The following is a 12,487-nucleotide window of genomic DNA, read 5'->3' on the forward strand; positions in this document are numbered from 1 at the left end:
TGCCGCTGCATGCATGCGGGTGTATGGCAGAAGGCGGCGGTTGTCCGTGCGGCAGGGGCTTTTCAACGGATGTACTGTGCTTATTATTTGTCTGAAACGCCGTTGTGCGTAAGCCCGCAGCAGGAAAAAAAAGCTATGATTCGAGAAATTCTGACATACCCCGACAGACGCCTTGCCATCGAATGCGAGGAAATTGAAGAGATAACAGACGAGATACGTCAGCTGGCAGCCGATATGGCTGAAACCATGTATGACGCAGACGGTATCGGTCTGGCTGCGCCGCAGGTGGGTGCCACCTGCCGGCTTATTGTGGTCGATGTTTCCGGTCCGGAGGCGCGCGAGGACCTGCGGACATACATTAATCCGCGTCTTGAGCTGCTGGAGGGCAAGGTTGATACCGAAGAGGGCTGCCTGTCCGTGCCTGCACTGCGCAGCAAGGTAACCCGTACTGAAAAGGTACGTCTGCACGCCACCGACCTTGACGGCAACGCCGTGTGCATTGACGCCGACGGACTGCTTTCTATCTGTCTGCAGCACGAAATAGACCACCTGGACGGTACGCTGTTTATCGACAAGATAAGCCGCCTTAAGCGTTCACTCTATGACAACAAAGTGAAAAAATGGCAGAAGCGCGCGAAAAACTGAAAATAGTCTACATGGGCACGCCGGATTTTGCGGCGACGGTACTTTCTCATCTGCTTGCGTGGGAAGACGCCGAGGTGCTTGCTGTGTACACGCAGCCCGACAGGCCCTGCGGCCGCGGGCTGGAATGCCGTCCTTCCGCTGTGAAATCGCTGGCTCTGGAACACGGCCTGCCTGTATTCCAGCCGCTTAATTTCAAGGCCGAAGAAGATGTGCGTCAGCTTGCCGCGCTGCAGCCCGATGTGCTTGTGGTAGCTGCATACGGGCTTATTCTGCCGCAGTGCGTTCTTGATATAGCACCGCGGGGTGCGGTGAACGTGCACGCCTCGTTACTGCCGCGGTACCGTGGTGCCGCCCCCATTCAGCGGGCCATCATGAACGGTGACGCCGTGACAGGTGTGACCATAATGCAGATGGAGGCCGGTCTGGACAGCGGGCCCATGCTGCTGCAGAGGGCTACCGGCATAGGTATTACCGATACGGCGGCAACCATGCATGACGAACTGGCCGATCTGGGCGGCAGGCTGCTGGTAGAAGCGCTGGGGCGGATGATGAAAGGCGAACTGGTGCCCATGGAACAGAACCATGAGGCTGCCACCCATGCTCCCAAACTGACCAAGGCCGACGGTGAAATTGTATGGAACCGTCCTGCCCGTGAAGTGGATGCTCATATCCGCGGGGTTCATCCTTGGCCGGGGGCTTTTTTTGCGCTGCGCCGCGAAGGGCATAAAACATTGCGCGTGGGTATAGAACCCGGCTGCACGGGTGATGCCGTGCCCGAAGGGGTCAAGCCCGGCACGGTGACAGGTATGGCAGGCGACAGGCTGGCCATTGCCTGTGCTGACAGGTTGTACCTTGTTTCTTCGCTGCGTCCTGCCAGCCGCAAGCCCATGACTGCTTCTGCTTTTTACTGCGGATATCTGGCCGAATGCACTCTGGCGGAGTGTGTCGGTCTGGATGAATGCTGAGACCCTGCGTCTGTGGCCGGCTGTGGTCTGCTGCCGTGGCCGGCGACAGCCCTTCTGCAGTGTATGCGGCGGAAACTTCTTTTCTGCCGGTGTGTTATTTTTCTTTTCCGGTCGTGCCGTGCCGCGGGTATTGATTGCCTTTCCCGCCTTTTGCTAAGGTTACCTTATGAATCCGACCACACCCGACCGCAGCGACGCTGCATCAGAAGCCGGACCGGAAAGGTATTACGGGGCCCGCAAGCGGCTGTTCATAGGGCTGATAACCGGCACTTCGGTTATTCTGTGCACCATTCTGTTGCTGGTATGGGCGATACCCTCCATCGGGCTTGCCAACATTCACCCTGCGCTGCCGTATGTTTCCGGCCTTTTCATGCTCTCGCTCATACTGCTTATCGCATGGGCGGCGCTGGGGCTTGTGCTGAACATAGTCAAAGGGCGTCCGGTGCTGGGTACCAGCCGCATCCGCGGCCTGACCATCAAGCTGTTTCTGCCGCTCATGGTCATGCTGGCCCGTTTTTTCGGTATTCCCAAAGAAAAAGTGCGTCACAGTTTCATCCGTGTGAACAACGAACTTATCAGAGGTGAAACAGGGCGCTTTAATCCCGATGAAATTCTGATACTTACCCCGCACTGTCTGCAGAACAGCAACTGTCCCGTGCGGCTTACGTATAACGTTGACCGCTGTAAACGCTGCGGTTCATGCCCCATAGGCGACCTGATAGCCCTGCGCGATCATTACGGTGTGTCGCTGGCAGTGGCCACGGGCGGCACCATAGCGCGCCGCATTGTGGTGCAGCAGCGTCCCAGATTCATTGTTGCCGTCGCATGCGAGCGCGACCTTACATCCGGTATTCAGGATACATATCCTCTGCCGGTATACGGTGTTCTTAACGAACGCCCCAACGGCCCGTGCCTTGATACGCTCGTGCCCATGCAGCTTATGGAAGTTGCGCTCCGCATGTTTATTCATAATCCCCCTCCTCCGCTCGACCTTGAAGCTGCCATAAAAGCCGAGGCTGAACTTAAACGAGGCCGTTCATGAAAAAACAGTCCCCTCGCCGTGGCGGTGTTGCAACACTTCCTCCGGCACGAGGTGCCGCTCTGGAAATATTGCGCGATGTGCTTGATAAAAAGCGTGAAGCACAGAGTGTGCTGGACAGTTACCTTAAAGACAACAGATTAAGCCCTCAGGATGCCGCTCTGTGCACGGAGCTTGTGTATGGATACCTGAGGTCGGAAATCAGAATTTCGTGGCTTATACGCCGTTTTTTAAAGCCGGATTCACGGCTGCCCGCGGAGCTTTTGCTGACAATGGGTATTTCTGTGTATGAAATACTGTATTTACAGCGTGTTCCTGTATATGCGTCGGTGGACTGGGCTGTTTCGTATGTGCGTTCGCGGTTCGGAACGGGACTTTCGCGTCTGGCCAACGCTGTTTTGCGCAGCATCGACCGGCTGGGCGATGCTCCGCTGCAATCCGGCTGGTATCGTGAAACGCTGCAGGCCGAAGGCGTTGATACCGCAGGATACCTGTCGGTATGGTATGCCGCTCCGCGGTGGGTTGTTGATATGTGGATTGAAGCATATGGCGAGGAACGTGCTGAGCAGTATCTTGCCGGTTCATCACGTCACGCTCCTGCCGGGGTGCGCATCAACCTGCGGCATCCCGAAGGGCCACAGACGCATGCCCGCCTGACCGCTCATCCTTCATGTATCGGGCACAGTGCCGCAGGATTGCTTTTTGCTTCCGACTCCCGCCCTGCCGAACTGTATGTTCTGCAGGAGGAGGGAATAGCTTCGTCGCAGTCTTTTGCCGTGCAGGAAGTTATGGACGCACTGCGTCCCGAAACATGGGAAGGCCCTGTGTGGGACTGCTGCTGCGGACGCGGCGGTAAAACATGTTCGCTGCTCGAACGGGGCGTGGATGTATGCGCAGCCAGTGATCCCAGTGAAAAACGTCTTAAAGGGCTGCGTACGGAGCTGGAGCGGCTGGGGCTGCCTGATGTTCCGTTGTTTGCTGCTCCCGCCTCGCAGGTTCCGGAGGGTATAGCTCCTCGTGCCGTGCTGGCCGATGTGCCCTGCTCCGGACTTGGTACGCTTTCACGCCGTCCCGACATACGGCAGCACCGCACTCCCTATTCCATGTCGCGGCTGGTTACGCTGCAGTCGGAAATTCTGGACAATGTCTGGCAGGTTCTGCCCGCAGGCGGCCTGCTTGCTTACATTACCTGTACTCTGAATCCCGAGGAAAACGAACTGCAGATAGCCCGGTTTATGGAGCGCAGCCAGGCACAGCTGATGCTGGAGTGGACGACTCCGCCCGACAGCCCTGCGTGTGAATATTTTTACGCGGCACTGCTGCGCAAAGCGTGACATGATTCAGTATGATGTGCCCGCCATCCTTTATGGGATGGCGGGCATTTTTATGCACCGCCCTGCACAGGGCAGGAGGAGAACGTGGCACTTCAGGTTATGATGGGGTGAAAGACATCCTTTTGATCTGCTGATTGTTCGCAGCTGTCCGGCAACGCCGGAAGGCAAAACACAAGCATGCCACGATGGGTGACGTGTATATTGTAGCTCTTGCAAAACCGGACTGCGCATATGATGCGGCAGTTGAATCAATGCCCCGTCGGGACAGCACATCATCTGCCGCCGTTCACCGTCACTCTTTCCACGGTTTTGCGGTAGTATTCCTGCAATTCTTCCAGCCGCACCGGATAGCGGCGGCCGCGGTTTATACGGGCAAGAAGCACCTGTACCTTATTCATCTGCCGGTAGCGCACCTGCTCGTCGCTGCATGTGTCCAGCAGCTCCATTATGGAATGGACTTCTTTCAAATCCTGCGCTTCCGGCGGCATAAATCCGCTGTTTTTCAATATCTTGTATGCCATGCGCAATTCCGGCGGCATCAGCGGGTCATCATTGTGCACCAGTGGCTTGCCTTTGCCTTCATAGTCATCCAGCTCACCATTTTCCGCCGCTTCTTTAATGCGTTGCTCGGCTATATATTGCATGCAGTCCATGGTTACCGCGTGCCCTTTATCTGTTGCGGCAGTGCCGGCAGCGCCAGAGTTTCCAGCCATGCACGCGTCTGTCCGGCAAGATTTTGCAGCACTTCTGATGCAGCACCTGCAATGCGGTCGGCCTCCATCCGCGTAATACTTTTTTCAGCCCGCAGCTCAGTTATGGCCGCTCTCCGTGTTTCGTCAGGTGTCCACAGCTCCAGCCGTACGGCGCCCCGCACCGTATACGGCGTGTCCGCAACCACCTCGAAGGCCGTGATGGTGGTGTGCAGAACGCCGTCAAGCTGTCTTCGCGGCACCGGGTGCGTACTTATGTCGTAATACGGCATGATAGCTGTTTCGTTTTCAAGGGTCCGCGTGAACAAGGCGGCCGGTGTTCCTTCCCAGTACCATGTGGTGCTGGGAACAAGCACATTGCCCCGCGCCACCAGTACGGCCGTTCTGTTGAGTGCCGGCATGGTGCCTGTCTCCTGCAGGCGCAGATGCCGTTTTTCGTCTTCGGCACAGGTTGTCTGCGGTTGTTCCCGCAGGGCGTGGCCTGCATTGATTCGGAGCAGATTTTCTCTGGGGCCGCCTGTTCTGCCGCAACCGACAGCCAGCAGCAGGCATGCCAGCAGCACAGTGGCTGCCAATACTGCGGTATGGTGAGTATGGCGTATGTTTGTCATAAGTGTTGTCCGCCGGCGTTATCTCGTTATTTCGTGTGATTCGTCCGGATGAAAGATAATCTGCCATGGTCTGTCCCGCAGAGAGCGCGAAAGCAGATTGAGATTTTCTGTCAGTTCCCGCGTGTTGCGTAAAATTTCTTCCACCTGTGCCTGATCGTATTCCAGGTTTTCTTCAAACCTGCCGGAAAGCGCCGTCAGCATGCCGCCCAGCGTTTCGGTCTGCATCCGTACTGCTTCCATGGCCAGACGAGTGCTTTCCAGCGCTTCATCGGCTTTGTGCGCGCTGCCCTGCACTGTGCGCATCACGTTGCGCGCTTCACGTATTCCCTGTCTGGCATCGCCGCTTACAGCCTGTATTTCTGTTGTCATGGTCTTTATGCCCTGTGCTGCGTTGTGCAGCACGGCATTCATGTTCCGGGTCACTCCTGCCATGTCCTGACTGTTTATCGTGGCAAGCAGTATATCAAGGCTGTCGGCTATGCGTACCAGCTTGGGATGCAGCTCCTGAACAAGATGCCCTACGGAAGCAGCTGCTTCAAAGATCGAAGTGCTGGTATCTGCGGGTATTTCGCTCTGTACCGGCAGTTTTTGTCCGGGCCGGGCTTTCAGGCTCAGCAGAACGTAGTTATCTCCCACCAGTCCCTTTTGGGTTATGCTGGCCACTGTGCCCTGATATACGGCAAAATCCTGCTGCACGCCGATGGTCACATGCACCTGCCCCGGGTCCATCTTATCCACAGAAATATCTAGCACACGCCCGATGTTGATACCTGCATATTTTACCGGCCGCCCCACTGAAAGATCTTTCACCGTCAGAAATCTGATGTGATAGGTGTCGAGCTTTTCCCAGAATCTGTGTCCGCCGAAAGCCACAATGAAAAGCCCCAGCACCGCGAGCCCCAGCGTTATTGTCAGGCCCGCTCTGACCATCTCTTTTGTTGTATGTTTTCTGTCCAGCATGTTGTCCCCGGCTACCGGTGCGTCACAGCAGCCAGTCCGGTGTTTTTCTGGCATCCGGCCGGCGTTCCAGAAATTGCCTGATGTATCTGTCCTGCGACTTGCGCAGATCATCTGTTTTGCCGGTAAACAGCACCCTGCCCGCATGCAGCACAATGACATGCTGTGCAATACGGTACAGGCTGTCCAGATCATGGGTGACCACCAGTATGGTCATCTGCAGTGAATCATGCATGTCTGTAATCAGTTGATCCACCTCTGCCGCCGTTATGGGGTCAAGCCCTGCAGATGGCTCGTCACACAGTAGAATTCCCGGATCCAGAGCCAGTGCCCGGGCAAGACCAGCCCTTTTGCGCATACCTCCGGAAAGCTGTGCAGGCAGCATGTCCATTACATTATCAAGCCCGACCAGCGACAGCTTGAGCCGCACAACAGTGCGTATGGTTTCATCGTCCAGACGCGTGTGCTCCATCAGGGGCAGGGCCACGTTTTCGCCCACTGTCAGCGACCCCAGCAACGCGCCGCCCTGAAACAGCACCCCCATGTTGCGCCGGTAGCTGTACAGTTGCTCGCTGTTCATGGCGCACAGATCGTCCTGCCCGATATATATCCGGCCGCGCCGGGGCAGCTGCAGCCCCAGTATGTGACGCAGTAAGGTTGATTTTCCGCAACCGGAACCGCCCAGCACAACAGTTATCTTGCCGGCCGGAATGGTCAGATGCAGGTTGTGCAGCACAATATTGTGCGGGTAGCCCACATCGACATCCTGCAGGGTTATGGATGGTGAAGAGTGCATGATCTATCCTGCCAGATAATTGATGGCTGTAAAAAACAGATCAAGCAGGATGACCATGAATATTGACTGCACAACAGCCTTGGTGGTTCGTCTGCCCACATCCGCCGCACCGCCCTGTGCCATGAATCCCTGCCAGCAACATATCAGGGTGATGGCTGTGCCGAAACCGGCGGCTTTGACCACGCTGGAAACAACATCGCCCGTACCCAGAAAATACACGGCCTGATTCAGGTACCCGCTGAATGAAAGCCCCAGCCCCAGCGCAGCGAACAGACCGCCGGAAATGATACCCACAAGGTCTGCCCACAGTGTAAGCACAGGAAGCATGATCAGCATGGCACAAAGCTTGGGCACAACAAGATACCGTACAGGCGAGATGCCTATGACCTCAAGCGCGTCAATCTCTTCATATATCTGCATGGTTGATATTTCGGCGCAGAATGCCGCTCCGGAACGGCCTGCCAGAATGATGGCTGTAAGCAGCGGGCCCAGTTCCTTGACAATGGTCACGCTGACCATGTTTGCCACATAGCTCAGCGCCCCCACCTTTTCCAGCTGCTGCGCCGCCTGCAGCGCCAGAATCATACCCGTGCAGGCAGCGATAACTGAAACAATACCCAGCGATCTTGTGCCCGTTTCGGCAAGCTGATGCCACATCAGCCGCCGGTAGAAAACGCGCTGCCGGCGACGTGCCTGTGCAGGCCACGACAACAGACTGTTTATCAGCCAGACGAATGTCTGCACCTCGCGCGGCATGCTCAGTCTGCCCTGTCCTTCCGCAGACCGAAAATCGGCGCTATCTGGGTGAGTTCAAAAAGTTGCCGCACGCGCACCGAAGCTGCACTTATGCGTATTTCTCTGGACTGTTCCTGCAGTTTTCTGCGCAGTTCTATCAGTAACGCAAGCCCCGTGCTGTCTATGTAACTGACCTTTTCCATGTCCAGCACTACCGCCCCGCCGGAGGACTCGATATGCCTGTGCAAGGCTGTCCGCACCTGCGCAGCAACGCTGTAGTCAATTTCCCCTTCCAGAATAAGCGCCCCATTATCCGAAATGCTGCTTTGCCATACTGTCATCGTTCCCCCCCCGTGCTGCATCAGACCACGTCAGTGCAGGTTTTTTTGTCTGTATTTTTCAGGATACGAAAAAATGACTCTTGTGCCAACCGGCATATTTAACGTTTGTCTTCCGCAACCGGAACCGGCGGCGTCAGCGGGTCGAAGCAAGGCCGTACACCGCGTCGCAGGCGTATCTGTGGAAAATGTGATGCGCGTACCGAGGGTGCAGGGAGATCATCTCCCTGCCCGCCGGAGGCAGTTTTTTATTCAGGGGTGTTATGTCTCCGACGGGCAAGGTGACTGATTCCCCTTGCATCCCCCGTTGCGCGCCGGACTGCGTAGTCAGCTGTGCGCTTGCGGGCGTACGGGGCGGCGTCAGCGGGTCGAAGCAAGGCCGTACAACGCGTCTCAGGTGTATCTGTGGAAAATGTGATGCGCGTACCGAGGGTGCAGGGAGATCATCTCCCTGCCTGCCGGAGGCAGTTTTTTATTCAGGGGTGTTATGTCTCCGACGGGCAAGGGGAATGATTCCCCTTGCATCCCCCGTTGCGCGCCGGACGGGGTGGTCAGCTGTGCGCTTGCGGGCGTACGGGGCGGCGTCAGCGGGTCGAAGCAAGGCAGTACAACGCGCCGCAGGCGTATCTGCGGAACATGCAAGGCGCGTATCGAGGGTGCAGGGAGATCATCTTCCTGCCCGCCGGAGGCTGTTTACTTTTGTTTCAGGTTTTGTATGTCTCCGACGGGCAAGGGGACTGATTCCCCTTGCATCCCCCGTTGCGCGTCGGACGGCGCGGTCAGCTGTGCGCTTGCGGGCGTACGGGGCGGCGTCAGCGGGTCGAAGCAAGGCCGTACAACGCGTCGCATGTGTATCTGTGGAAAATGTGATGCGCGTACCGAGGGTGCAGGGAGATCATCTCCCTGCCCGCCGGAGGCAGTTTGGGATGGATATACCGGACAAAGCAAAAAAGCTCCGGAAGGATCCGGAGCTTTTATTTACAGCCAGCGGCTGATAGCGGGTGCCTGATGCCTGCGGACGGCTTCTTCAAGTTCAGGAGGCGATACGGATGCAGCCCCGACCTGTCCCACAACAACACCTGCGGCAAAGTTTGCCAGCATGCAGCTGTCCAGCAGAGATATGCCGGCAGCCTGTGCCAGAGCCAGCGTTGCTATGACAGTGTCGCCTGCGCCTGTTACGTCAAATACGGCCTGCCCAGTGGTGGGTATGTGCCACACTTCATCCTGACCGTTAAAGAGCGCCATGCCGGAGGCCCCCAGTGTGGTCAGCAGTTTGCTGCAGTTGAGCAGTTCGAAGATACGTTTGCCTGCGGCAAGAATTTCTTCACGCGAACCGGCTGGCATACCTGCGCCTTCGCTTGTTTCCTTGGCGTTCGGTGTCAGGATGAAGACATCTTTATACAGCCGGAAGTTCCGTGTTTTGGGGTCGACAAAAACATTGTGGCGTACGCCGTGCCGGGCGGCATATGTATCCAGAAGCGTATTCAGCCGAGACATGAAGACGTCTGTAACCAGTCCTTTTCCGTAGTCGGAAAGAATGATTACATCATGGTGCGGCAGCCTGTCTTTTATGGCTTCAAGCACTCTGTCCAGTCCGGTGCCGGTCAGCGGAGAGGTGTCTTCGCGGTCTATGCGTACCATCTGCTGCTGTCTGGCCAGCACTCTTGTTTTAATGGTCGTTCTTCTGCCTTCTATATCAATCAGATTTGCCTGCAGGTTTTCGTTTTGCAGTACATGGCGCAGCGTTGCTGCGTTGCTGCCCGTACCGCACAGGCTTATCAGTTCCGGCTTTCCGCCCAGTGACTGGATATTTTTGGCCACGTTGCCGGCTCCGCCGATAAGCAGTTGCTCGCGCTCAACACCCACCACAGGCACGGGAGCTTCGGGTGATATACGCTCTGCATCGCCGATCAGGTACTCGTCCACCATCACGTCGCCGACGATAAGCACTCTTTTGCCGGTCAGAGCCGGTATGGCGGCGCACAGGCGTTCAGTATCAAAAGAATAGGTCATGGAGTGGCGCCTTTGCTACAGTTCAATGCCCAGCAGTGAAAGAACCCTTGCCAGCTCTTCCTGAGAAGAAAAAGACAACGTTACTTTTCCTTTTTCTTCCGAACCGGTGATACTGGCCTTTACCGGCATGGTTGCTTTAAGTTTTTCGCGCAGGCTGCTCATAGTCGGGCTGGGCATGGTTCTGGGAAGTGCGGAAGCCTTTTTTGCCGGGCCAGCGCTGTTTTCTGCGGGCAGTTCGCCGTGCTCTTTAAAGTATGCGGCCTGCTCTTCTGCTGCCCGTACGGTCAGCCCTTCGTCGATTATGCGTCTGTGCAATGCTGCGCGCGCGGTCTCGTCCGAAACGGATAACAATGTGCGGGCATGTCCGGCTGTCAGCGCTCCTTTTGTCAGGTCCTGCTGTGCTGCTTCGGGCAGCTGCAAAAGGCGCAGCGTATTGGCTACGGCAGATCGGCTTTTACCCAGTCTGGCGGCCAGCGTTTCCTGATTCATGCCGAACTGCTCTTTCAGCTGTGCCATGCCGTGAGCTTCTTCCATAGGGTTCAGGTCTTCGCGCTGCAGGTTTTCTATCAGAGCTACGGCAAGGGTCTCTTCATCCGTCAGGTTTTTGATGATGACGGGTACGTCTGTCACCCTTGCTTTCTGGCATGCCCGCCAGCGACGCTCTCCGGCGATTATTTCGTACATGCCTTCCGCGTTTTTGGCGGGCCGCACCAGAAGCGGCTGTAATACACCCTGTGAACGGATGGAGTCTGTCAGCTCCTGCAGAGCTTCTTCGCTGAAATGTTTGCGCGGTTGATCAGGATTAGGCATCAGCGCCTTTATGGATACTGTGCCCGGATTTTCATGTTTGGTATCTGCCGCGGGCGCTTCTTCCTGATAACCTTTAAACAGGGCATCCAGTCCGCGACCTAATCCTCTTTGCACAGCTGCCATTTCTCTCTCCTTGACAATATGTTGATTCCTCCTGAATTGTGTTGCAGCCCTATGCAAGCGCAACAACTATTCGGAGGCGAAGTATGTCTGATAAAAATACCCATGTGCTGCCGCTGTACGACAGGCAGGGCAACCTGCATTCAATAACCATCAGTGCAGAACTCTGGAACAGGGTGGGCCGCAAGGTTGCTCCCCTGCTGGAAAACGCCCTTGATGCCATGTATCCGACGGTGGAACAGCCGGAACCGCTGGAAGACTGGGAGTCCTTTAAAGAGTTCTGGGACTTCAGGTATCCTTTTAACGCCGAGGTGCAGTGCAACTGCTGCGGGGCAAAAACAGAAGACTGGGAGCATGATGCGGCCAAACCGTTTCGGCTGACCAATGCCAATCTTGGCGGGCTGCTGGTTTTTCGTTGCAAGGCCTGCGGGGCCACTGTGCGTAAAAAACACTTCAAAGACCACATCTGCTACGAACATACAGCCGTGTGCACCGAGTAACCGCCCTACCCGTTTTTCTGCTGGGGCCTTCTGAGCACAACTTCTTTGGACAGTGCCAGATAGGCCTCAGCGCCTTTTGATTTCACGTCATAATGAATGATTGATTTTCCGTAGCTCGGGGCTTCGGAAAGGCGCACATTTCTGGGTACCACTGTTTCAAACAAATGGTCCGGAAAACATTTGCGTACTTCATTTTTTACCTGACGCGAAAGTCTGTTTCGCAGGTCGTACATGGTAAGCACAACGCCCATCAGCGTCAGCCCCGGGTTAAGCCGTTTCTTTACCTGTTCGAAGGTCTGCAGCAGTTTGACAATGCCTTCCAGTGCAAAAAACTCGCATTGAAGCGGAATGAGCAATTCGCGTGCGGCACACAACGCATTCAGCGTGATAAGCCCCAGCGATGGCGGGCAGTCCAGAATTATATAATCGTATCTGCTTTCCAGATTTTTCAGGACATCTGTCAGATAATATTCTCTACCCATTTTATCCACCAGTTCCAGCTCCACGGCCACCAGATCGGTGGTGGTAGGCAGTACGGACAAATATTCCAGATTGGTGGGGTGAACGGCTTCCAGCGCTTCTTCCGGCCGGAAAAAAACCGTGTACAGGCTTTCGCCCAGTTGGTCCGGATCAATGCCCAGCCCGCTTGTGCCGTTAGCTTGCGGGTCGCAGTCTACCAGCAACACGCGTTTTTCCATCACTGCCAGCGAGGCCGCAAGGTTAATGGCAGTCGTGGTCTTGCCTACTCCACCCTTCTGGTTAGCGATAGCGATGATTCTTGCCACAGCACTCTCTCTCGGTTTGCACGTTCATGTTTCACGTGAAACATGACAGGCAGTCATATTTCACGCTGAGGTCGAGTGTATAGCTAGTAAAGCGGCCAGAAAGTGTCAACGGGTGTCGGAGTATTTTTA

The 12,487-nt window shown here is 56.0% G+C and carries 14 protein-coding genes; 5 read left to right on the plus strand and 9 right to left on the minus strand.

Features of this window, described 5'->3' with window-relative positions:
* The first annotated feature begins 135 nt into the window (after positions 1-135).
* The 4 genes from def (at position 136) to ACZ5D1_RS00375 (ending at position 3,983) form a co-directional block, all read left to right on the plus strand.
* On the plus strand, positions 136-645 hold the full coding sequence (gene def / locus ACZ5D1_RS00360; RefSeq protein ID WP_011366213.1) for a peptide deformylase: 510 nt from the start codon (positions 136-138) through the stop codon (positions 643-645).
* Entirely contained in the window at positions 621-1,610 is a 990-nt protein-coding gene (gene fmt / locus ACZ5D1_RS00365) for a methionyl-tRNA formyltransferase (protein WP_011366214.1), read from the plus strand. Before def ends, fmt begins: the two co-directional genes overlap by 25 nt.
* A 166-nt stretch (positions 1,611-1,776) precedes the next feature.
* On the plus strand, positions 1,777-2,652 hold the full coding sequence (locus ACZ5D1_RS00370) for a DUF116 domain-containing protein (protein ID WP_051364095.1): 876 nt from the start codon (positions 1,777-1,779) through the stop codon (positions 2,650-2,652).
* On the plus strand, positions 2,649-3,983 hold the full coding sequence (locus ACZ5D1_RS00375; RefSeq protein ID WP_464555555.1) for a transcription antitermination factor NusB: 1,335 nt from the start codon (positions 2,649-2,651) through the stop codon (positions 3,981-3,983). The genes ACZ5D1_RS00370 and ACZ5D1_RS00375 overlap by 4 nt, the downstream gene beginning before the upstream one ends.
* Positions 3,984-4,255: 272 nt before the next feature.
* Here the strand turns inward: ACZ5D1_RS00375 and ACZ5D1_RS00380 are convergent, their stop codons facing one another.
* The 8 genes from ACZ5D1_RS00380 to ACZ5D1_RS00415 all read right to left on the minus strand — a co-directional run bounded on the left by ACZ5D1_RS00380 (position 4,256) and on the right by ACZ5D1_RS00415 (position 11,076).
* Complete coding sequence (locus ACZ5D1_RS00380; RefSeq protein WP_455696541.1) at positions 4,256-4,636, minus strand: DnaJ family domain-containing protein; 381 nt, start codon at positions 4,634-4,636, stop codon at positions 4,256-4,258.
* Positions 4,637-4,638: 2 nt separating this feature from the next.
* The gene (locus tag ACZ5D1_RS00385) at positions 4,639-5,304 is read right to left on the minus strand and encodes a hypothetical protein (RefSeq protein WP_464555557.1); all 666 of its coding nucleotides are present in this window, start codon (positions 5,302-5,304) and stop codon (positions 4,639-4,641) included.
* A gap of 18 nt (positions 5,305-5,322) precedes the next feature.
* A complete protein-coding gene (locus ACZ5D1_RS00390; protein ID WP_464555559.1) occupies positions 5,323-6,264 on the minus strand; it encodes an MlaD family protein in 942 nt (313 codons plus the stop codon).
* A 22-nt stretch (positions 6,265-6,286) separates the two neighbouring features.
* Entirely contained in the window at positions 6,287-7,057 is a 771-nt protein-coding gene (locus ACZ5D1_RS00395) for an ABC transporter ATP-binding protein (protein WP_011366221.1), read from the minus strand.
* Positions 7,058-7,060: 3 nt separating this feature from the next.
* The gene (locus tag ACZ5D1_RS00400) at positions 7,061-7,813 is read right to left on the minus strand and encodes an ABC transporter permease (protein WP_011366222.1); all 753 of its coding nucleotides are present in this window, start codon (positions 7,811-7,813) and stop codon (positions 7,061-7,063) included.
* Between the two features lie 2 nt (positions 7,814-7,815).
* Complete coding sequence (locus tag ACZ5D1_RS00405) at positions 7,816-8,133, minus strand: STAS domain-containing protein (RefSeq protein ID WP_011366223.1); 318 nt, start codon at positions 8,131-8,133, stop codon at positions 7,816-7,818.
* Positions 8,134-9,108: 975 nt separating this feature from the next.
* Positions 9,109-10,143 carry a bifunctional ADP-heptose synthase gene (locus ACZ5D1_RS00410; protein WP_011366224.1) on the minus strand — a complete coding sequence of 345 codons (1,035 nt, stop codon included), beginning with the start codon at positions 10,141-10,143 and terminating at the stop codon, positions 9,109-9,111.
* A 15-nt stretch (positions 10,144-10,158) separates the two neighbouring features.
* Positions 10,159-11,076 carry a ParB/RepB/Spo0J family partition protein gene (locus ACZ5D1_RS00415; RefSeq protein ID WP_011366225.1) on the minus strand — a complete coding sequence of 306 codons (918 nt, stop codon included), beginning with the start codon at positions 11,074-11,076 and terminating at the stop codon, positions 10,159-10,161.
* A gap of 83 nt (positions 11,077-11,159) precedes the next feature.
* Between ACZ5D1_RS00415 and ACZ5D1_RS00420 the strand changes: the two genes are divergently transcribed.
* The gene (locus tag ACZ5D1_RS00420; RefSeq protein ID WP_011366226.1) at positions 11,160-11,573 is read left to right on the plus strand and encodes a hypothetical protein; all 414 of its coding nucleotides are present in this window, start codon (positions 11,160-11,162) and stop codon (positions 11,571-11,573) included.
* A 5-nt stretch (positions 11,574-11,578) separates the two neighbouring features.
* On the opposite strand, the gene ACZ5D1_RS00425 is transcribed toward ACZ5D1_RS00420, so the two are convergent.
* Entirely contained in the window at positions 11,579-12,358 is a 780-nt protein-coding gene (locus ACZ5D1_RS00425; RefSeq protein ID WP_011366227.1) for a ParA family protein, read from the minus strand.
* Positions 12,359-12,487: the final 129 nt, after the last annotated feature.

This window comes from Oleidesulfovibrio vietnamensis, assembly GCF_055388115.1.

Excerpts from the sequence above, each read along its gene's own strand:
- def (WP_011366213.1), top strand. The coding sequence starts at position 136 with ATGATTCGAGAAATTCTGACATACCCCGACAGACGCCTTGCCATCGAA.
- fmt (WP_011366214.1), top strand. The coding sequence starts at position 621 with ATGGCAGAAGCGCGCGAAAAACTGAAAATAGTCTACATGGGCACGCCG.
- ACZ5D1_RS00370 (WP_051364095.1), top strand. The coding sequence starts at position 1,777 with ATGAATCCGACCACACCCGACCGCAGCGACGCTGCATCAGAAGCCGGA.
- ACZ5D1_RS00375 (WP_464555555.1), top strand. The coding sequence starts at position 2,649 with ATGAAAAAACAGTCCCCTCGCCGTGGCGGTGTTGCAACACTTCCTCCG.
- ACZ5D1_RS00380 (WP_455696541.1), bottom strand. The coding sequence starts at position 4,636 with ATGGACTGCATGCAATATATAGCCGAGCAACGCATTAAAGAAGCGGCG.
- ACZ5D1_RS00385 (WP_464555557.1), bottom strand. The coding sequence starts at position 5,304 with ATGACAAACATACGCCATACTCACCATACCGCAGTATTGGCAGCCACT.
- ACZ5D1_RS00390 (WP_464555559.1), bottom strand. The coding sequence starts at position 6,264 with ATGCTGGACAGAAAACATACAACAAAAGAGATGGTCAGAGCGGGCCTG.
- ACZ5D1_RS00395 (WP_011366221.1), bottom strand. The coding sequence starts at position 7,057 with ATGCACTCTTCACCATCCATAACCCTGCAGGATGTCGATGTGGGCTAC.
- ACZ5D1_RS00400 (WP_011366222.1), bottom strand. The coding sequence starts at position 7,813 with ATGCCGCGCGAGGTGCAGACATTCGTCTGGCTGATAAACAGTCTGTTG.
- ACZ5D1_RS00405 (WP_011366223.1), bottom strand. The coding sequence starts at position 8,133 with ATGACAGTATGGCAAAGCAGCATTTCGGATAATGGGGCGCTTATTCTG.
- ACZ5D1_RS00410 (WP_011366224.1), bottom strand. The coding sequence starts at position 10,143 with ATGACCTATTCTTTTGATACTGAACGCCTGTGCGCCGCCATACCGGCT.
- ACZ5D1_RS00415 (WP_011366225.1), bottom strand. The coding sequence starts at position 11,076 with ATGGCAGCTGTGCAAAGAGGATTAGGTCGCGGACTGGATGCCCTGTTT.
- ACZ5D1_RS00420 (WP_011366226.1), top strand. The coding sequence starts at position 11,160 with ATGTCTGATAAAAATACCCATGTGCTGCCGCTGTACGACAGGCAGGGC.